At 70.2% G+C, this 19,912-nt stretch carries 18 protein-coding genes; 3 read left to right on the forward strand and 15 right to left on the reverse strand.

Going from position 1 to position 19,912, the window contains the following annotated elements:
* Positions 1 to 158 precede the first annotated feature (158 nt).
* Positions 159 to 536 carry a hypothetical protein gene (locus ACTIF1_RS18445; protein ID WP_439597920.1) on the forward strand — a complete coding sequence of 126 codons (378 nt, stop codon included), beginning with the start codon at positions 159 to 161 and terminating at the stop codon, positions 534 to 536.
* Here the strand turns inward: ACTIF1_RS18445 and ACTIF1_RS18450 are convergent.
* From ACTIF1_RS18450 to ACTIF1_RS18480, 7 genes are all read right to left on the reverse strand, one after another.
* Positions 475 to 1,980, reverse strand: coding sequence for an ABC transporter substrate-binding protein (locus ACTIF1_RS18450; protein WP_439597921.1), 1,506 nt, complete (start codon positions 1,978 to 1,980; stop codon positions 475 to 477). The two genes, ACTIF1_RS18445 and ACTIF1_RS18450, sit on opposite strands and share 62 nt — an antisense overlap.
* Before the next feature lie 84 nt (positions 1,981 to 2,064).
* Positions 2,065 to 4,032, reverse strand: a complete 1,968-nt coding sequence (locus tag ACTIF1_RS18455; RefSeq protein ID WP_439597922.1) for a methyl-accepting chemotaxis protein — start codon at positions 4,030 to 4,032, stop codon at positions 2,065 to 2,067.
* Positions 4,033 to 4,094: 62 nt separating this feature from the next.
* Complete coding sequence (locus ACTIF1_RS18460; RefSeq protein WP_439597923.1) at positions 4,095 to 5,084, reverse strand: branched-chain amino acid ABC transporter permease; 990 nt, start codon at positions 5,082 to 5,084, stop codon at positions 4,095 to 4,097.
* A gap of 3 nt (positions 5,085 to 5,087) precedes the next feature.
* Positions 5,088 to 5,975, reverse strand: coding sequence for a branched-chain amino acid ABC transporter permease (locus ACTIF1_RS18465; protein WP_439597924.1), 888 nt, complete (start codon positions 5,973 to 5,975; stop codon positions 5,088 to 5,090).
* A 99-nt stretch (positions 5,976 to 6,074) separates the two neighbouring features.
* Positions 6,075 to 7,319 (reverse strand): ABC transporter substrate-binding protein, encoded by a 1,245-nt coding sequence (locus ACTIF1_RS18470; RefSeq protein WP_439597925.1) that lies wholly within the window; start codon positions 7,317 to 7,319, stop codon positions 6,075 to 6,077.
* Between the two features lie 40 nt (positions 7,320 to 7,359).
* Positions 7,360 to 8,052, reverse strand: coding sequence for an ABC transporter ATP-binding protein (locus ACTIF1_RS18475; protein ID WP_439597939.1), 693 nt, complete (start codon positions 8,050 to 8,052; stop codon positions 7,360 to 7,362).
* A 43-nt stretch (positions 8,053 to 8,095) separates the two neighbouring features.
* Positions 8,096 to 8,872, reverse strand: coding sequence for an ABC transporter ATP-binding protein (locus ACTIF1_RS18480; protein WP_439597926.1), 777 nt, complete (start codon positions 8,870 to 8,872; stop codon positions 8,096 to 8,098).
* Positions 8,873 to 9,125: 253 nt separating this feature from the next.
* On the opposite strand from ACTIF1_RS18480, the gene ACTIF1_RS18485 reads away from it, so the two are divergent.
* A complete protein-coding gene (locus ACTIF1_RS18485; protein ID WP_439597927.1) occupies positions 9,126 to 9,737 on the forward strand; it encodes a GAF domain-containing protein in 612 nt (203 codons plus the stop codon).
* Here ACTIF1_RS18485 and ACTIF1_RS18490 read toward each other — a convergent pair.
* The 7 genes from ACTIF1_RS18490 to ACTIF1_RS18520 form a co-directional block, all read right to left on the reverse strand.
* Positions 9,730 to 11,040: a TRAP transporter large permease gene (locus ACTIF1_RS18490; RefSeq protein ID WP_439597928.1), complete on the reverse strand. Its 1,311-nt coding sequence runs from the start codon at positions 11,038 to 11,040 to the stop codon at positions 9,730 to 9,732. The two genes, ACTIF1_RS18485 and ACTIF1_RS18490, sit on opposite strands and share 8 nt — an antisense overlap.
* Positions 11,037 to 11,597 carry a TRAP transporter small permease subunit gene (locus tag ACTIF1_RS18495; protein WP_439597929.1) on the reverse strand — a complete coding sequence of 187 codons (561 nt, stop codon included), beginning with the start codon at positions 11,595 to 11,597 and terminating at the stop codon, positions 11,037 to 11,039. The genes ACTIF1_RS18490 and ACTIF1_RS18495 overlap by 4 nt, the downstream gene beginning before the upstream one ends.
* Positions 11,598 to 11,661: 64 nt before the next feature.
* Complete coding sequence (locus ACTIF1_RS18500; protein WP_439597930.1) at positions 11,662 to 12,726, reverse strand: C4-dicarboxylate TRAP transporter substrate-binding protein; 1,065 nt, start codon at positions 12,724 to 12,726, stop codon at positions 11,662 to 11,664.
* Between the two features lie 19 nt (positions 12,727 to 12,745).
* A complete protein-coding gene (locus ACTIF1_RS18505) occupies positions 12,746 to 15,121 on the reverse strand; it encodes a xanthine dehydrogenase family protein molybdopterin-binding subunit (RefSeq protein WP_439597931.1) in 2,376 nt (791 codons plus the stop codon).
* Positions 15,118 to 15,579, reverse strand: coding sequence for a (2Fe-2S)-binding protein (locus ACTIF1_RS18510; RefSeq protein WP_439597932.1), 462 nt, complete (start codon positions 15,577 to 15,579; stop codon positions 15,118 to 15,120). Before ACTIF1_RS18510 ends, ACTIF1_RS18505 begins: the two co-directional genes overlap by 4 nt.
* Position 15,580: 1 nt before the next feature.
* A complete protein-coding gene (locus ACTIF1_RS18515; protein WP_439597933.1) occupies positions 15,581 to 16,405 on the reverse strand; it encodes an FAD binding domain-containing protein in 825 nt (274 codons plus the stop codon).
* 97 nt (positions 16,406 to 16,502) lie between these two features.
* Entirely contained in the window at positions 16,503 to 17,279 is a 777-nt protein-coding gene (locus tag ACTIF1_RS18520; protein ID WP_439597934.1) for a cyclase family protein, read from the reverse strand.
* A gap of 175 nt (positions 17,280 to 17,454) precedes the next feature.
* On the opposite strand from ACTIF1_RS18520, the gene ACTIF1_RS18525 reads away from it, so the two are divergent.
* The gene (locus ACTIF1_RS18525; RefSeq protein ID WP_439597935.1) at positions 17,455 to 18,618 is read left to right on the forward strand and encodes a multidrug effflux MFS transporter; all 1,164 of its coding nucleotides are present in this window, start codon (positions 17,455 to 17,457) and stop codon (positions 18,616 to 18,618) included.
* Between the two features lie 6 nt (positions 18,619 to 18,624).
* Here the strand turns inward: ACTIF1_RS18525 and ACTIF1_RS18530 are convergent, their stop codons facing one another.
* Positions 18,625 to 19,755, reverse strand: coding sequence for a hypothetical protein (locus ACTIF1_RS18530; RefSeq protein ID WP_439597936.1), 1,131 nt, complete (start codon positions 19,753 to 19,755; stop codon positions 18,625 to 18,627).
* Positions 19,756 to 19,912: the final 157 nt, after the last annotated feature.

Consider the following 19,912-nt stretch of genomic DNA (forward strand, 5'->3'; position numbering starts at 1 on the left):
CTCACCTTTGCCCTGATTGTCCAATCCCACGCCGCCCCCTGCCCGCCGCGTGACCAGACTGCCCCCCGGCGTTGCACCGCGCGCGCGCCGCGCCGCAGATCGCCACCCCGGCCGCCCCCGCCGATGATACGCTGCCGCAATCAGCCAAGGAGGTCGCCATGCCAAGGCCCATGCAGATTTCCCTCGCCCCGGAGCAGCTCTGGCAGGCGATCAATCCCTGGAGCTTCTATCAGCAGGGCGCCCAGTTCGGCCTGGTGAACATCCAGCTCGGCCGCACCCCGAGCCCGGAGCTGGAACAGAGGATCCTGGAGGAGGTCGGCAGCTATGGCCGACAGATCGGCCGCCTGGGGGATGCGCTGGAGGTGCTGCTGAACCACCTGAAGCTGGAGGGGCTGACCCAGGCCGAGGCCGATGCCCTGGCCAAGCTGCGCGGCCAATTGGCGGAGGTGCGGAGCATCAAGCAGCGGGCGGCGGTCAATCCAGTCGCAGATCCTGGAAACGCACCAGCCCGTCCGGATGCGCCCGCAAGCCGCTGAGCCGGGCCGCATAGCCGATGATGTTCTTGCGGTGCCACAGGTAGATGCGGCTGCGGTCCTGCTCGATGGCGAGGCGCCAGACCTGGGCATACATCTCCCGCCGCCGCGCCGGATCCTGCTCCGCCCGCGCCGCATCCAGCAGGCGGTCGACCTCGGGATTGGCGTATTTCCCGTCATTCGTCGCGCCCGCGCTATGCGAGCCGTTATAGACATTGCCATCCGGATCGGGCCGGCCGGACCAGGCGCCGATCGTCGTCTCGAAGGCGCCGCGGGCGGTGGAATTGAGCTGGGAGGCATATTCCATCGCCGCCAGCCGCAGGTCGAAGCCGGCCTCCCGCACCATGGCCTGGATCATCTCGCCCGCCTGGCGCAGGTCGGGGTTGTTCGGCACGGTCATCTCCACCCGCACCGGCAGGGCGACGCCCGCCTGCTGCAGCAGGGCCCGGGCGCGCGCCAGGTCCCGCGCCGGCACCGTCGCCTCCCGCAGATGGAAGGCGGAGGAGGGTGGAATCGCCTGCACGGTCGGCGTGAACTGGCCGGCGAAGATCACCTGGTTCAGCGCGTTGCGGTCGAGCGCCGCATCGAAGGCCTGGCGCACCCTGGCATCGCGGCCCATCGGCGTATCGGCGCGCGGGCCGTTGCCGATGTTGACGGTGATCAGCTGGTAGCCGAGTTCATCCGCCTCCGCCACGCGCAGCCGCGGGTTGCGCGCCATGGCCTGCGCATCCTCCGGCTCCACCGCGAAGATCAGGTCCAGAGAGCCGGCCTGGAGATTGGCGCGGCGGGCCGTGTTGTCCGGAATCGCCTGGAAGGTAACGCGGTCCAGGTGGATGCGCGCGGCGTCCCAGTAACCCGGGAAACGGTCCAGCACGATGCGGTCCTGCGCCACGCGCTGGGTGAAGCGGAAGGGCCCGGCGCAGACCGGGTTCAGCCCGAAATTCGCGCCCGAAGCCACGGTCGCCGTGGGGCTCAGGATCATGCCGGAGCGATCGGCCAGCTGCGACAGGAAGGGGGCGGAGGGCGCGCGCAGGCGGATCACCACCGTCAGCGGGTCCACCACCTCCACGGCCGCCAGGCTGGTCAGCTCCGCGCGCCGGAAACTGCCCTGCAGCGTGGCATGGCGGGTGAGCGAGGCCTGCACCGCGACGGCGTCCATCGGCGTGCCGTCATGGAAGCTGACGCCCGGGCGCAGCGACAGCCGCAGCGTCACCGGATCCTCCCAGCGCCAGGCGGTGGCGAGCTGCGGCACGATCTCCAGCCGCTCGTCGAGGTCCACCAGCTTGTCGCAGAGCCCGGCGAAGACGGTGCGGCCGACGAAGGTGCGGGCGAGCGTCGGGTCCAGGATATCGGGATCGTCGCGCAGCCCGATGCGCAGCGTCTGCGCCTCCGCCGCCGCGAAGCCGAGCGTCACTGCAAGGAACCCTGCCGCCGCGCCCCGGATCATCGCCTGCCCTCCGTCCCTGCTGCGGTGCAGTAGGCCGCAGCCGGGCGAGGACGGCCAGCGCAAAACGGCGCGAGGCGCGCCGGTTCAGGCGGCGCGGCGCGCGCCGGTGCTGACCAGCGCCGCGACCTCCGCCTCCGTCAGCCGCGCGGGGCGGAAGCGCAGGTGCAGCCGGCCGGCCTCGCACCGCACCACCTCGGCACGGCGCGGGCCCAGGCCCGGCAGGTCCAGCTCCAGCGCGGCGCCGCGGGCCTGGGAAGCGGGCCAGTCCGGGCCCGGCGCCAGGCGGGCGCCGCCCATCGAGAGATCCTCCACCTGCACCGGCCGCAGCGCCCCGCCATGGCGCAGGCTGGCCCCGAGCCGCACGGCATGCCGCGGCGAGCCGCGCCGCTCCAGCTCCGGCGCCGCACCGCGCACGGTGGCGACGATGGCCTGGCGCAGGCCGACGAGGCCTGTGGCCACCTCCTCCGCCATCCCACCCAGCGCGGCGGCGCGGCTGGCCACCGCCTCCCCCGCCTCCGTCACCGCGGCCAGGCGTCCGGTCATCTGCCGCGCCGCATCGGCAGTGCCGACCACGGTGCGGGCGATATCGGCGGTCGCCTCGTTCTGCTGCGCCATGGCGGCGGCGATGGAGCCCGAGATGCCGTCCAGCTCGCCGATCGTGCCGAGGGTGGCGCGGACGGCCAGCACCGCGGCCTCCGTCGCCGCGCCGACCTCGGCGATGTGGCGGGCGATCTCCTGCGTGCTGCTGGCGGTCTGGCTGGCGAGGGACTTCACCTCCCCCGCCACCACCGCAAAACCCTTGCCGGCATCGCCCGCCCGCGCCGCCTCGATGGTGGCGTTCAGGGCCAGGAGATTGGTCTGGCCTGCGATGTCGCCGATCAGCCGGGCAACGGCGCCGATCCGCCCGACCGCCTCCTGCAACCCGATGATGGCGCGGCTGCCGGCCTCGGTCTCGGCCACGGCGCGGCCGGTGGCGGCGGCGGCGGCGGCTACCTGGTCGGTGATGCTGCGGATGCTGGCGGTCAGCTCCTCGGTCGCGGCGGCGCCGGATTCGGCATTCTCCAGCACGCGCCGCGCGGCCTCCGCCACCTGCGCGCCGGCGGCGCCGGAGGCGGCGGCCCGCGCGCCCATGGCGGTGGCCGCCGCACCCATGCGGCCAAGCCCCTCGGCCATGGCGGCGCTGGCGGCGCCGGCCTTCTCCTCCACCGCATCGGCCATGGCGCGCAGCGCGGCGAGGCGGGCCTGCTGCGCGGCAGCGCGCGCCTCCTCCTGCTCCGCGCGCAGCCGCACCGTCTCCGCGCTGCGGTCGCGCAGCACCTCCAGCGCCTGGCCCATGGCGCCGAATTCGTCGCGCCGCGGGCCCACGGCGCGGGCGCCGTCCAGCCTGCCCTCCGCCACCTCCGCCATGGCGCGGGTCAGGGCGCGCAGCGGCTGGGCGACGCGGCGGCGCACCAGCCAGAGCGCGCCGAGGGCCACCAGCAGCGCGGCCAGGGCCAGGGCGGCCAGCAGCTCGCCCAGCCACAGCGCACGGGCGCCGCTGGCCTGCAGCCGCGCATCGGTGCGCGCCAGGATGCGGTCGGACAGCCCGCCGATCGCCTCGCTCAGCGGGTCGATGTCGCGATAGAGGGCGGTGCGGACCAGATCATCCAGCGCCGCGCTGTCCTGGCGGCGCAGCGCCTGCGCGATGGCGGCCATGGTGGCATCCGCGGCCTGGCGGCGGCGCAGCACCTCCGCCCAGGCCTCGGCATCCGGCGGGGCGCGGTCCAGCCGGGCCAGGCTGGCATCGATGGCGGCCTGGGCGGTGCCGAAGCTCTCCAACCCCTCCGCCCATCCCAGATTGCCGTTGCGAACCTTGTGGCTGGCATCGACCACGGCCACCGCATAGGCATCCGACATGGCCTTCAGCTCGATCAGCGGCGCGACCGCCTGCTGGGTGAGATAGTCGAGATCGGCCTGGCTGGCGCGCAGGGCGGACCAGCCGAGCAGGCAGGCGGCGCCGACGCAAAGCGCCAGCGCCAGTTGAACGGCGGCGAGAAGGTGCCGGATCGGCATGCAACGGTGGTCCTGAACGGGCGCCCGAAGGCTACCCATCCAGGCTTAATCGCCCATGAAGCCTACAGCTTCACCTTCAGCAGATGGCCGATCTCCCCCACCACGCCGCGCCGAAAAGCCAGCACGCAGGCGACGAAGATCACGCCCTGGATCACCGTGACCCAGGCCCCGAATTCCGCCAGGTAGTTCTGCATGGTGACGATCACCGCCGCCCCCACCACCGGGCCGAAGACGGTGCCGAGGCCGCCGACCAGCGTCATCAGCACCACCTCGCCGGACATGGTCCAGTTGACGTCGGTGAGCGTCGCGATGCCGAAGACCAGCGCCTTGGTGCCGCCCGCCACGCCAGCCAGCGCGGCCGAGAGCACGAAGGCCATCAGCTTGTAGTCGTCCGTCCGGTAGCCCAGCGAGGTGGCACGCGGCTCATTCTCCCGCACCGCCTTCATCACCTGGCCGAAGGGCGAATGCACCACGCGGTGGATCAGCAGGAAGCCCATCAGGAAGACCGCCGCCACGACCCAGTACAGGGTGAAGTCCGACCCCAGCGGGATGACGCCGAAGAGGCTGCCGCGCGGCACCTGCTGGATGCCGTCCTCGCCCCCGGTGAAGGGCGCCTGGAGGCAGAAGAAATAGACCATCTGCGCCATGGCCAGCGTGATCATGGCGAAATAGATGCCGGACCGCCGGATCGCCAGCCAGCCGATGCCGAGCCCCAGCACGCAGCCCACCAGGCCGCCGGCCAGGATGGCAAGTTCCGGCGTCAGCCCCCAGACCTTGGCCGCATGGGCGGTGATATAGCCGCCCATGCCGAAGAAGGCGGCATGGCCGAAGGACAGCAGGCCGACATAGCCGATCAGCAGGTTGAAGGCGCAGGCAAAGAGCGCGAAGCACAGCACCTTCATCAGGAAGACGGGGTAGAGGAAGAAGGGGCTGATGGCCACGAAGGCGACCAGCACGCCGAAGGCCAGCGCCTGGGCGCGGGTGAAGCCGAGGAAGCCCGCCTCCTCATGCGCCGTGACCGGCGTGCCAAGGCTGATGGTGGTATCGGCCATGGCTCAACCCCTCCCGAACAGGCCGGCGGGCCGCGTCAGCAGCACGATCGCCATGATGACGAAGACGACGGTGGCGGAGGCCTCGGGGTAGAAGACCCGGGTCATCCCCTCGATCAGCCCCAGCGCGAAGCCGGTGACGACGGAGCCCATGATGGAGCCCATGCCGCCGATGACCACCACGGCGAAGACGGTGATGATGAAATTGGCGCCCATCGCCGGGTTCACCGAATAGATCGGCGCTGCCAGCACGCCGGCGAAGGCCGCGAGTGCGACGCCCGCGCCATAGGTCAGCGTCATCATCCGCGGCACATTGATGCCGAAGGCCTGCACGAGCTCGGGCCGCTCCGTCGCCGCGCGCAGATAGGCGCCGATCTTGGTCTTCTCGATCACCAGCCAGGTGGCCAGGCACATGACGGCGGAGGCGATGACGACCCAGACGCGATAGCCCGGCAGGAAGAGGAAATCGAAATCGAGGTCCAGCGCGGCGAATTCGGCCGGCGGCGCATAGGGCAGGCCGGAGGAGCCGAAGTTGTTGCGGAAGACGCCCTCGATGATCAGCGCCAGGCCGAAGGTCAGCAGCAGGCCATAGAGGTGGTCGAGCTTGTAGAGCCGCGCGATCATCGTGCGCTCCACCACCACGCCGAAGGCGCCCACCAGCAGCGGCGCCAGCACCAGCGCGCCCCAATAGGGAATGCCGGCCCAGGCCAGCAGCATCCAGGCGACGAAGGCGCCCATCATGAACTGCGCGCCATGGGCGAAGTTGATGACGTTCAGCATGCCGAAGATGATGGCAAGGCCAAGCGAGAGCAGCGCGTAGAAGGCGCCGTTCACCAGGCCCAGGATCACCTGCGGCGCCGCCATTTCGAGTTCAAACAGCAGGTTTTCGATCACCGGGCGCGGGCCTTCGTTGGGGCAGTATTGGAACCGTTGGGGGGCGTGTGCCCCCCTCACCCAACCCTCTCCCCCCAGGCGGGGGGAGAGGGCTTTCGGTCAGCTGCGGACCAGGGCGCAGCCGCCCTCGGCCAGGGGCCGGAAAGCCTGGTCGCCGGCGGTGGTGCCGAGCAGCTTGTAGTAGTCCCAGGCGCCGCGGCTTTCCGCCGGCGTCTTCACCTCGAAGAGGTAGCAGGGGTGGATCTTGCGGCCATCGGCGCGGATGGTGCCCTCGCCGAAGGCATCGTCGCTGGTCGGCATCGCCTTCATCCGCGTCACCGCATCGGCGCCGGAGGCCTTGGCCGCGGCCACGCCCATATCGCCCACCGCCTTGAGGTAGTGCAGCACGGAGGAGTAGCAGCCCGCCTGCACCATGGAGGGGCGGATATTGCCCGGCATGGCGCCCAGGCGCTGGGTGAAGGCGCGGGTCTTGTCGTTCAGGTCCCAGTAGAAGGTCTCGGACAGCACGAGCCCCTGCGCGACTTCGAGGCCGAGCGAGTTCACATCCGTGATGAAGACCAGCAGGCCAGCCAGCTTCACGCGGCCGCCGCGGGTGATGCGGAACTCGGCCGCCTGCTTGATGGAGTTGATGGTATCGCCGCCCGCATTGGCCAGGCCGATGACCTGGGCGCGCGAGCGTTGCGCCTGCTGGAGGTAGGAGGAGAAGTCCGTGGTGCCCGGGAAGGGCGTGCGGACGGCGCCCATCACCTCACCGCCCTGGGCGCGCACGAAGGCGCCGGTGTCACGCTCCAGCGCATGGCCGAAGGCGTAGTCGGCGGTGATGAAGAACCACGACTTGCCGCCGGCGCGCACCATGGCGCCCCCGGTGGACTGCGCGAGCATCCAGGTGTCGTAGGTCCAGTGCACCGTGTTCGGCGAGCACTGCGCCCCGGTGAGGTCGGAGGTCGCGGCGCCGGAGTTGAGGAAGACCTTGTTCTTCTCCCGCACCAGCGTGTTGGTGGCCAGCGCCACGGAGGAGGTGGGCACATCCACCACCACGTCGATGCCGTCGCGGTCGATCCACTGGCGCACCACGGTGGAGCCGACATCGGGGCGGTTCTGGTGGTCCGCCTGCACCACCTCCACCGTCACGCCGCGCTGGGTGATGCCGGATTCCTGGACGGCGAGCTGCACCGCCTGGGTGGAGCCGGGGCCCGAGAGGTCGCGATAGGTGCCGGACTGGTCGTTCAGCACGCCGATGCGGATGGTATTGGCGGCCTGCGCGCGGGCGCTGCGATAGGGCAGCCCGCCGAGGGCCGGAAGGGCGGCGGCGGCGCCGAGCAGGGTGCGGCGATTGAGCGTCATCTTGGTATTCTCCCCAGAATGTTCAGGCGCGGCCCGGGCTTCAGACGCCCAGGTATTGGTGCAGCCGGTCGAGGCTTGAGGCGAGGTCCTGATTCGCCACCTGGTCCACGATGCGACCGTGTTCCATCACATAGTGCCGGTCCGCGACGGTCTGCGCGAAGCGGAAATTCTGCTCCACCAGCAGCACGGTGAAGCCGCGCTGCTTGATGGCCCGGATCATGGCGCCGATCTGCTGCACGATGACGGGGGCGAGACCTTCGGAAGGCTCGTCCAGCAGCAGCAGCCGCGCGCCGGTGCGCAGGATGCGGGCGATGGCCAGCATCTGCTGCTCCCCGCCCGACAGTTTCGTGCCGGGGCTGCGCGCGCGTTCCTTCAGGTTCGGGAACAGCGTGTAGATCTCGTCCAAGCCAAGCCCACCCGGTGCGATGACCGGCGGCAGCAGGAGATTTTCCGTCACGTCGAGGCTGGCGAAGATTCCCCGCTCCTCGGGGCAATAGGCGATGCCGGTGCGGGCGATGAGGTCGGAGCGCAGGCCGATCGTCTCCCGCCCCTCGAAGCGGATGGAGCCGGCGCGGCGGCCGACCAGGCCCATCATGGCCCGCAGCGTGGAGGTCTTGCCGGCGCCGTTGCGGCCGAGCAGCGTCACCACCTCCCCCTGGTGGATATCCAGCGAGACGCCGTGCAGCACATGGCTTTCGCCGTACCAGGCCTCGAGGTCGCGGATCTCCAGCATCGGCTGGCCCTGCCCCGCGGAAGGGCGCGCCATGGTCGCGACATCAGACATGCTGGGTGCTCCCGGCGATGGTGGGGTCGGTGCCGAGATAGGCGGCCTGGACCTCCGGGTTGCGGGAGACGGTGGCATAGTCGCCCTGCGCCAGGACACGGCCGCGCGTGAGGACCGTGATGGTGTCACACAGCCCCTCGACCACCTTCAGATTGTGCTCCACCAGCAGCACGGTGCGGCCGGCGGCGACGCGCTTCACCAGGGCCACGATGCGGTCCACATCCTCATGCGTCATGCCGGCCGTGGGCTCGTCCAGCAGCAGCATCACGGGATCGAGCGCGAGCGTGGTCGCGATCTCGAGCGCCCGTTTGCGGCCATAGGGCAGCTGGCCGGCGGTGAGACGGGCGTAGCCGGTGAGGCCGACATCCTCCAGCAGCTCCATCGCGCGGTCGTCATAGCGCCGGAGCAGGCCCTCACTGCGCCAGAAGTCGAAGGACCCGCCACGCTCCCGCTGCAGCGCCAGGCGCACATTTTCGAGCACCGTCAGGTTCGGGAAGACGGCGGAGATCTGGAAGGACCGCACCAGGCCCAGCCGCGCAACCTCCGCCGGCTTCATCCCCGTAATGTCACGACCGTCGTAGCGGATGCTGCCCCGCGTCGGCGGCAGGAATTTTGTCAGAAGATTGAAACAGGTGGTCTTGCCAGCCCCGTTCGGGCCGATCAGCCCGTGGATGCTGCCACGCGCGACCTGCAGCCGCACATCGCTGACCGCAGCGAAGCCACGGAACTCCTTCGTCAGCCCCTCGGTCTCGAGGATCGTATCGACCACTCGCGGACGCCCCCAATTGTCTTGTTATGGCAAGGCCCCCGCCGGGTCGGTTGGTCCGATCCTGGCGCATGGCCGATGCGCTTGTTCAGCATTCATGCCGGCTGCGCGGGTGGCGCGCAAGTGGCGGAAAGCCTTGTGTGAATGAAGCTTCGGCTGGATTCTGGCATGCCAGCGGAACACCAGGATGCCTGGCTTGACAGGCAGGACTGCCCGCCGCGAATACTTGTCCGGACAAATAACGGAGCCCCCGCCGATGACCGCCGACGTCCTGGCCGAGGGCCTGGCCATGCTGGAACGCGCGGGGGCGGAGGCGCTGGCCGCGCCGGGACCGGAAGCCGCGATGCGCGCCCTGGCAAGGGGATGCTTCGACCTGCTGGGCGACCGCGGCGCACATCTTCGCCCCGGCGCGCTGAAGCCCGGCGAGCGCGACTACTACATCGCCGGCAGCTTCTTCCTGACGCCGGACGGGCAATACCACATGCTGGTCGGCAATATCGGATTCCCCGCGGAGCAGGAGCGCCTGATGGTGCCGGTGGACGGTGGCCATCCCGGCTGGGTCTTCGCCAACCGCCGCAAACTGCTGCTGGAGAATACCGACGAGCACGGCAGTTTCCGGCAGTACCTGAAGACCTCGAAGATGGGGTCGAGCATCTTCGCGCCGATCCTGTTCCGCGGCGAATTCCACGGCATGCTGATCATGGCGGCACAGGCACGCTACGCGCTGCGGCCGGTGGACCTCTCGATCCTCGCTGCCTGCGCGCAGATCGCGGCCGGCGCCTGGATCGCGCAGGGCGGCCCGGAATGGCTCGCCGGCATCTATCCGCCGGCGAACGCATTCCGGGTGAACCGCGAAGGAGTCAGTTGAACATCAGCGACAGGCCCGGAACCGCGACGACCAGCGCCAGCACCAGCAGCATCACCACGATGAAGGGGATGCAGCCGGCAAAGATCGTCTCCAGCCCGATGCGCTTGTCGTTCAGTGTCGCCTTCACCGCGAAGGCGCCGATGCCGAAGGGCGGCGTGAGCAGCCCCACCTCCACGGCGATCACGGTGATGATGCCGAAGTGGATCAGGTCCAGGTTGAAGGCCATGGCAATCGGCGCCGCGATCGGCGTGACGATCAGCAGGATCGAGGAACTGTCGATGATCATGCCGAGCAGCAGCACGAAGAGGATATAGACGAAGAGGAACCCATAGACGCCGAGCCCCAGCGCCTGGATCAGGTCCGCGATGGAGGCCGGGATGCCCGCCATGGTGAGCATGCGCGAATACATGCTGGCCGCGATCAGCAGGAACAGGATGCCGACGGAGACGAACCCCGTCTCCACCAGGATGCGCCAGAATTTCTGCAGGTTCAGCCGGCGGCGGACCAGGGCGATGACAAGCGCGCCGAAGGCGCCCACCGCGCCGGCCTCGGTCGGCGTGAAATAGCCGCTGTAGAGGCCGCCGAGGACCAGCGCGATCAGCGTGGTGATGGGGACCGACTTCATCAGCAGGCTGCGCGCGGTTTCCTCCGGCGGCGGCGCGACGTTGGCGGAGACGGGCTGCACCCAATCGGGCCGGAAGGTCGCCATCAGCCAGATCATCAGCATGAAGCCGGCCGCCATCACCAGGCCGGGGACGATGCCGGCCAGGAACAGCCGCCCGATCGAGACTTCCGCCAGCACGCCATAGATGATCAGCAGCAGCGAGGGCGGGATCAGCATGCCGAGGATGGAACTGCCCGCGACGCAGCCCACCGCGAAGCGCGGCGTATAGCCGAAGCGCATCATCTGCGGCACGGCCACCTTGGTGAAGACCGCCGCCGAGGCGATGGAGATTCCCGTGACCGCGCCGAAGACCGCATTCGCCAGCACGGTCGCCATGCCGAGGCCCCCGCGCAGCCGCCGCAGCAGGTGCTGCGCCACCTCAAAGGTGTCCTTGCCCACATCGCTGACGGAAACCAGCAGTCCCATCAGCACGAAAAGCGGAATCGTGGCGAAGAGATAGTCGGAGATGGCGGCATAGGAGGCGAGCGCCAGCAGCCGCCCCGCGAGATCCCAATTCTCGCGGATCAGCCCGATGCCGATATAGGAGAGAAACACCAGGCCGATGCCGATCGGCACGCCGGCCAGCACCAGCGCCGCCATGATGGCGATGAGCGCGAGGCCGATCTCGATCTCGATCATGCCGGCTGCCCCGCGAAGGCGCGCTTCAGGCCCATGGCCACCTGCAGCAGGCTGGCCAGCGCCGCGCCGGCGCAGCCGATCAGGATGGCCAGGCGGATCGGCCAGGTCGGCAGCGTCCAGACGCCCTGCACGCCGAAGAATTCGTTCTGCTCCCAGGCCTCCGTGAACTGGGGCAGCGTGGCGCGGAAGATGATGACGAAGACGAAGACGCCGATGGCGGCAAACACCGCCTCCAGCGCCTGCGCCGCGCGGGGGCTGCGGGCCGCCAGGCGGTTGAGAAACATGTCCGCCCGCGTCATGCGCTGCCAATGGATCGCCGCCGGCAATTGCAGGAAGACGATGGCGACGATCAGCATGGAGGCGATTTCCGCCACGCCATTCAGCGGCGCATTGAAGAAGGACCGCCCGACCACGTCGGTGACGATCAGCCCCATCATCGCCGCGATCATCAGCGTGCCAAGGCTGTTGAGCAGCCAGAGCGAGAGCCCGAAGGCGTCCCGCGGCGGCCGTGCCGCTTCCTCCTGCGCCGCATCGCTGATGCTATCCAATTCCGCCATGCGGCAAGTCCCATGAAAAGCCCTCCCCCCTTCTCAGGGGGGAGGGTTGGGTGGGGGGGCTGACTCAGGCCGTCCAGTCACGCCCCGGCGTCGCACCACCGGCGCGCAGCCCGTCCATATACGCGGCGAGCACCTTCTTCGCCGGCTGGCCACGCCCTTCATTCGTGCGCGCCCAATCGCCCGCGATATCGGGCAGGCCCGCGACCCAGCGCGCACGCTCGGCGGCGGGGAAGGTCGAGACCTCCGCCCCCTTCGCCGCCATCTCCGCCAGGTTGGCCTCGCTGGTCTCCAGCACGCGATTGGTCAGCGCGGCCGTGTAGGCCTTGCCGCCCGCACGGAACGCCGCCTGCACCACAGGGTCCAGGCGATTGAAGGTCTGCCGGTTCATGCCGATGCCGCCGACATACATGCAGCCCACATTCACCCGCGTGATGTATTTTGCGACTTCATGCACCCGCACCGGGAAGATGCCGGAGGGGAAGGACAGCGCGCCCTCGCTGACGCCGGTCTGGATATCCGTGTAGTAGGTGGTCAGCGCGCCGTTCACCGGCACCGCGCCTGTGCCGCCGAGCCAGGTGGCGGAGACGCCGGGGGCACTGATCTTGCGGTTGCGCAGGTCGTCCACCGTGCGCACGGGGAAGGTGGTCCAGAGGTCGTAGGTCTCGGTGCCGCAGGTGCCGAGATAGACCATGTTGTTGTCGGTCCAGGCCTTCTGCATCTCCGGCATCTCGGCCGTCATCTTCTCCATCACATCGACCTGCAGGCGCAGATTGTCGGTGGCGAAGGGCGTGAAGTAGGTGACGTTCTGCAGCGGCATGGCGCTGCCTTCCCACAGCGTGCCGACGAAGCCGACATCGGTGATGCCGTCCTTCACCGCGTTGCGCGTCTCAGTGAAGCGGTAGAGCGTGCCACCGAAAGCCTCGCGCCAGCGGATGCGGAAGCGCGTGTTCTCCAGCGCCTGGTTCACCGCGGGCATCAGCGCCTGCTGCATCGCCCAGATCCAGGCGATGGTGGTGGGGTGCGAAGCCGCGATGGTGATGTTGATCTGTGTCTGTGCAGCCAACACGTTTGGCGCGGCGAGCGGGGCGGCGGCGGCGGTGCCGAGCAGCGCGCGGCGGGTGATTTTCATCTTTCTTGCTCCCTGTTTCTCAGATCTTGCCGAGCGCCGTCAGGATGCGCGCGGGTGTGAAGGGTTGCGCGAAGAGGCGGGCGCCGAAGGGGCGGAGCGCGTCGTTGATGGCATTCTGCACGGCGGCCGGCGCGCCGGCGGTGCCCGCCTCCCCCGCGCCCTTGGCGCCGAGAGCGGATTCCTTCGTCGGCGTCTCGACATGCGCCACCTGGATATCCGGCATCTCGCCCGACATCGGCAGCAGGTAGTCGGCGAGGCTACCCGTCAGAAGCTGCCCCTCCGGCGAATAGACGCAGTGTTCCAGCAGCGCGCCGCCGAGCCCCTGCACCACGCCGCCGCGGATCTGCTCATCCACCAGCATGGGGTTGATGACGGTGCCGCAATCCTCGACGCACCAGTGCTTCAGCAGCGTGACGAAGCCGGTCTCGACATCGACTTCCAGGTAGCTCGCCTGCGCGCCGTTGGTGAAGGCGAAGGGATAGTCCTTCGGCGTGTAGTGGCGCGTCGCCACCAACTCGCGCGGCAAATCCTTGGGCAACGTGTCGCCACGGAAATAGACGATGCGGCCGAGCTCTTCCAAAGGCAGCCGCTCCGCCCCCGTCGCGCGATCCACCACCGCGCCGCCGCTGATATCCAGCGCCTCGGGCGCGGCCTGCAGCATGGCGCCGGCGATGACCAAAATCTGCTCGCGCAGCGCATTGCCCGCCTGCAGCGCCGCCTCGCCGCCGATGCCCGCACCGCGGCTCGCCCAGGTGCCGCCACCATAGGGCGTGGTCTCGGTATCACCCGTCGTCACGCGCACCCGTGAAACATCGACACCGACGGCACCGGCGACGATCTGCGCCAGCATCGCCTCCGTCCCCTGCCCCTGCTCCGTGACGCCGGAGGCGATGGCGACGCTGCCATCGGGGTCGAGCCGCACCGTTGCGCCATCCATCGCGGAAATCCGCGCGCCGCCGATGCCGTACATGAAGGGGGATGGATTGGTCAGCTCGATGAAGCTGGCGATGCCAATGCCGCGATAGATGCCCTTGGCGCGCAACGCATCACGCTCCGCCTTCAGCGCCTCATAGTCCATCATCGCCAGAAGCTTTTGCAGGCAGGCCTGATGAGACAGGCCCTCGAAGGACAGGTTCGCGTGGTTACGGAAAGGGTAGACGTCATCGGCCAGCAGGTTGCGCCGGCGGATCTCGGCGGGATCCATGCCGATGGCCTCGGCGGCGAGGTCCACCAGCCCTTCCGTCACCGTCGTCGCGATCGGGTGGCCCACGGCGCGGTACTGGCAGGTCGGCGTCTTGTTCTGGAAGACCACCGTGGTGCGCGCCTTGTAGCCGCGCAGCGCATAGGGCCCGCCGCACAGGTTCACCACCTGGTTGCCCTCCACGGCGGAGGTGCGGGGATAGACGGAATAGGGGCCGATGCCGGTGAGGTCGTCGATCTCCATCGCGGTGATCACGCCATCCTTCGTCACGGCCGCGCGGGCCGCGATGCGATGATCCCGCGCATGGATGTCGGAGACCATGCCCTCGATCCGGTCCGCCGCGAATTTCACGGGCCGCCCCAGCATCTTGGCGAGCGCCGCCGTCGCCATCTCGTCCGGATAGACATGCACCTTGATGCCGTAGCTGCCGCCGACGTCGCGGCAGATGACGCGCACATCACCCTCGCGCAGGCCAAGATGCTTGGCGAAGACCGTCTGCATCATGTGCGGCGCCTGGTTCGAATGGTACGCCGTCAGGCGCCCTTCCGCCGGGTTGTAATCCGCCAGGATCGCGCGGCCTTCGAGACACACGCCTGTATGCCGCCCGGTATGAAACACCGCCTGCACGACGATGCTGTCCGCATCCGCAAAACAGGCATCCGGCTCACCGCCGACATGCTCGCGCATGAACGCAAGATTGTCGCCGAGTTCCGGGTGGATCACCGGCGTGCCGGCGGCCAGCGCGGCTTCCATGTCGACGGTCGCGGGCAGTTCCTCCCACGCCACCTCCACCAGCCCGACCGCATCCTCCGCCTCCGCGCGCGTCCGCGCGACCACGGCGACAACGGGCTCCCCCTGCCAGCAGGCACGATCCACGGCCAGCGCGTGCTGCGGCGCGGATTTCAGGCCCTTGAGATGATGCAGCACGCCGACCCAGGGCGTGCAGACTGCGGCCATCTCCGCCCCCGTCACCACGCGCACCACGCCCGGCGAGGCTTTCGCCGCGGTGCTGTCGATCGACAGGATGCGCGCATGCGCGTGCGGGCTGCGCAGGAAGGCGACATGCACCATGCGCGGCAGCCGCAGATCGTCCACATACTGCCCGCGCCCCGCCACCAGCCGCTTCGCATTGGGCCGGGGCACGGAGCGGCCGATATAGGAGTTCGGCCGGTCGACGGCGGAAAGCTCGTTCATACCCGGGAAACCTGTTCGATGGCGTCGACGATGGCGTGGTAGCCGGTGCAGCGGCAGTAGTTGCCGCTGATGCCCTCGCGGATTTCCTCCCGCGTCGGGTTGGGGTTTGCCTTCAGCAGCGTCGCGGCGGCCACCAGCATGCCCGGCGTGCAGTAGCCGCATTGCAGCGCGTTGCGCGCCACGAAGGCCTGCTGCAAAGCGCCGATGGCGCCGGACTCGGTCAGGCCCTCCACCGTCCAGACCTCCGCGCCTTCGGCCTGCACCGCCAGCATCAGGCAGCCGCGCACCATCTCGCCATTCACGATCAGCGAGCAGGCGCCGCAGACGCCGTGCTCGCAGCCGGCATGGCTGCCCGTCAGGTCCAGCACCTCGCGCAGGAAATCCACCAGATGCATGCGCGGCTCGACGCGGGCGGAGACGGCCTCGCCATTCACCATCAGGGACAGGTCCAGCTTCATCTCAATGCCCCTTCAGCGCGGCGGCGGCGCGGCCGAGCAGCACGCGCGCCAGATGCAGCCGCAGCGCCGGCGGCCCGTGCAGATCGGCGGGTGGGTCCAGCTCCTCCGTCAGCGCCGCCTGCGCCGCCGCAAGATCACCCGCCGCCAGCGCCGCTTCCGCGCGCGGCGTGCGCAGCGGCGTGGCGCCGACGCCGAACCAGGCGAGCCGCAGCACGCCGCGGCTGGACTGCGCGGCGAGGCCGACGATGGCATAGTCGCCATGCCGCCGCGCCAACTCCTGCAGCGTGCAGGGCGCGCCGGCGTGGCAGGCGATCTCGACCGCGACCAGCACCTCATCCGCGCGCAATGCCGTCTGGTACAGCCCCTGGAAGAAGTCGCGCGCCGCCACGCGACGCTCCCCGGTGCGGCTCGCCAGCACCAGCTCCGCCTCCAGCGCCAGCACGCAGGCCGGCAGTTCGGAGGCCGGGTCCGCCAGCGCCAGCGACCCGCCGATGGTCCCCCGATTGCGGATGGCCGCATGCGCGATGTGCGGTACCGCCTGCGCCAGCAGCGGCGCATGGATCGCCACCAGCGGATCCGCGCCCAGTTCCGCATGCCGCGTCAGCGCGCCGATCCGCAGCACGCCGCCCGCAAGGCGCACGCCGCGCAGCGCGTCGACGCCATTGATATCGAGCAGCAGGGACGGGCTGGCCAGGCGCAGGTTCAGCGCAGCGATCAGGCTCTGCCCGCCGGCCAGCAGCCGCGCGGCCTCGCCATGGGTCTCCAGCACGTCGAAGACCTCCGCCAGGGTGGTCGCGCGCGCATAGGCGAAGGGGGCTGGTTTCACCGCTCCGGTACTCTCCCTGGACGTCCGCCGCGGTCATGGCCACGGCTTTGTTATCCGGCAGAGTTGTCGCGCCCGCGGCGTTTGTCCAGCGCCCGTCTCAGCTTTCGAAAATCGCCACCGCACGGCACCAGCCGCCGGAGGCGCGGGTGATTTTTACGGGCAGGCAGCTCACCGTGAATCCGGTCGGCGGCAGCTTGTCCAGGTTGGTCAGCTTCTCGATCTGGCAGTAGCCGGCCTCCCGCCCCGCCTTGTGGCCTTCCCAGATCAGGCTGGCATCGCCGGTCGCGGCGACCTTCGCCTTGGTGTGGACGAAGGGCGCGTCCCAGGACCAGCCATCGGTGCCCACCACGCGCACGCCGCGCGCCGTCAGCCACAGCGTCGCTTCCCGCCCAAAACCGCAGCCGCGGGAGACATAGTCGGGCCGCCCGTAGCAGGCCCCGGCGGAGGTATGCGCCAGCACGATATCGCCCGGCTGCAGCGTGTGCCCGATGGCCCCCAGCGCCGCCTCCACCTCCGCCGCCGTCACCACATGGCCATCGGCCAGGTCGGAAAAATCCAGCCGCACGCCCGGGCCGATGCACCAGTCCAGCGGCACCTCGTCGATGGTCAGCGCCGGCGCGCCGCCATCCATGGTGCTGGCATAGTGCCAGGGCGCGTCGAGATGCGTGCCGTTATGGGTGGAGAGCTTCACCCATTCCATCGCCCAGCCCTCCCCGTCCGGCAGCTGGTCCGGCGTGATGCCGGGGAAGAAGGCCACCAGCTCCCCGGCCGAGTCCTTGTGGGTGCGGTATTCGATGGCGGGGCCATAGCCCGGCGGGTCCTGCACCACGTCATTGTCGAGCGAAATCGACAGGTCGATGATCCGGCGCGACATCTTTTTCCAATCCCCCCCTGGCGGGTGCCGAGCCTAGCGCGGGATGTCGCGGCGGGGGAAACCCCCTCACCCAGCGAATGGCCGGGTCCGGCAATCGGCGTTGGCGCCGGGCGGAACGCTCCGGCATGGTCCGCGCTCATGCGTGGCGGCGCCCATCTGCTGCCCAAGGATCTCCATGCCCCGTTGGCTTCCCCTGCTGCTCGGCTTCCTCACCGCCGTCGGCCCGCTCTCCACCGACATGTACCTGCCCGCCTTCCCGGCGATCGAGGCGGAGCTGGGCCGCGGCTGGGGCGGGGTGGAGGTGACGCTCTCCGCCTGGTTCCTGGGCCTCGCGGTCGGCCAGCTGGTGCAGGGCACGCTGGCGGACCGGCTGGGGCGCCGGCGGCCGCTCATCGTCGGCACGGCGATCTACACCCTGGCCTCGGTCGGCTGCGCGGTCTCCACCGACATGGCCATGCTCTCCGTCTTCCGCTGCATCGCGGCCTTCGGCGGGGCGGCGAGCGCCGTGATCCCGCGCGCCATGGTGCGGGACCTGGCGACGGGGCTGGATGCGGCGCGGCTGATGTCGAAGCTGATGCTGGTGATGGGCGCGGCCCCGATCCTGGCGCCGACGCTGGGCGGGCTGCTGCTGGAGGCGAATGGCTGGCGCACCATCTTCTGGGTCTCGGCCGGCTATGGCCTGGCCTCCTGCACCCTGGCCGCGCTGCTGCTGCCCGAGACCCTACCGCCGGAGCGCCGGCAGCACCGCTCGGCCCTGGGGCAGCTCGCCGATTTCGGCCGCATCGCGCGGGACCGCAGCTTCCTGACCCATGCGGTGATGGGCGGTGCGGCCATGTTCATGGTCTTCGCCTTCATCGGCGGCGCACCCGAGGTCTATATCGCGCAATACGGCATCGCGCCGGCGCGCTTCGGCCTGCTCTTCGCGGTCAGCGCCATCGGCTTCATCGGTCTGACCCAGCTGAACCCCTGGCTGTTGGGCCGGTTCGGCGGGCTGGTGCCGCGGGTCGCGCTGCGGGTCTCCCTCGGCGCGGTGCTGCTGATGACGGCCTCTGCCTTCACGGGCTGGGGCGGTTTTCTGGGGCTATATCTGCCGGCCTGCGTGGCGCTGGCCTGCACCGGGCTGGTGATGCCGAATGCGGCGGTGGGCGCGCTGGCGCGGCATGGGGTTCGGGCGGGCAGTGCCTCCGCCCTGCTGGGCACGCTGCAATTCGGCCTGGCGGCGCTGGGCGCCGGGCTGGTCGGCGCGCTGACCGTCGATACCGCGCAGCCCATGGCCCTGCTGATGCTGGCGGGGGTCGGCACCGCGATCCTGGCGGATTTCCTGCGCCCGCGGCGCTGAGACGGCTCAGCCCGCCTCGGCCAGCGCCAGCGCCATGACCGCCCGGGCGATGGCCTCGGCATGCGGGACGTCGATACTGTGCGGCCAGCGATCCTCCGGCGCGTGGAACCAGGGGTTGCTGCCGATCAGGGAGAGGTAGTGGCCGCCGCGCTGCTCGATCTCATGCGCCTCGCCATTCGCCTTGCCGCCGGTCTCCGCCGCGATGGCGGCGGCGGGGTAGCCTGCCGCCGCCAGCCGCGCCGCCATGGCCGGCGCGAGCCCCTCGACATTGCTGCGCACCGTCAGCCGCGCATCCTCCGCCGCGCCCAGATTGGCGCCGAGATGGATCACCAGGTGGGAGTCCCGCGCCAGCTCCGGCTCCTGCGCGAAGGCGGCGCGGGCGCCGAAATGGCCGAGTTCGTGGCCGCAGCTCGCCAGCGCCACCACGCCGCGCGCCCGCTTCGCGCCAGCCAGCGCCCGCAGCGCCGCCAGCCAGGCCAAAATGCCGCCGGCCCGCTCCGCCGTGCTCGTCCACCAGGAGGTGCGCGGCGTCAGCAGCACCAGGGGCGGCGCGCCGCCCGGCAACGCCGCGCGCACCGAGTCCGAGACATCCGGCGTCCGCGCGCCCTGCACCACCAGCCGGCCCGGCGCCCCGGCGGCGGCCAGGGCCAGCAGCCTGGCCGCATCATGCCCGGCAAGCTGCAGCACCGGCGGGCCGAAGGGCCGGTCCTGGTCGTGCGCATTCAGCGGCGCCAGCCCGTCCTGCCGCGTGCGCAGCGCGATCACCAGCCCATGGTGGCGGCTTTGCGCCCGCGCCAGGGCGAAGGGCGCGCCCGGCAGGCTGGCCGCGCCGGGATGCATCTCCGCCACGCCGATCTCGGACGCGGAGCCGATCGGGCCGAGCCGCCCGGCGAGTCCCTCCGGCCCGGTCAGCCCACCATCGAACAGGGGCAGCCCCTCCAGCACCCCTGCCGCCGTCTCCAGCCGCGCCGGGCCGGGGGTCAGGCGCGCAAAGGGGGTGGGCAGCAGGATGGCGCTGGCGCCGGCCTGTTCCGCCAGGTCGCGCAGCCAACGGGCCGAGGCGCGGTCCCCCGCGCTGCCGGCGCGGCGCTCGCCAAAGGCGTCGTAGGCGGCGAAGAAGTCCGGCGCCGAGCTCATTCCACCGTCACGCCCGAAAGCTGCACCAGGCGCAGCAGCCGCAGGTGCTCCTCCGGCCATTTCTCGACATAGGCGGCCGGGCTAGAGCATTTTCACATCAGGCGTGGATATCCTGAGTTGGCGAGGTAGTTGGCGCACTCGGCTGCGGGGAAGCGGC

Source organism: Falsiroseomonas sp. (assembly GCF_051860665.1).
Lineage (GTDB): Bacteria > Pseudomonadota > Alphaproteobacteria > Acetobacterales > Acetobacteraceae > Falsiroseomonas.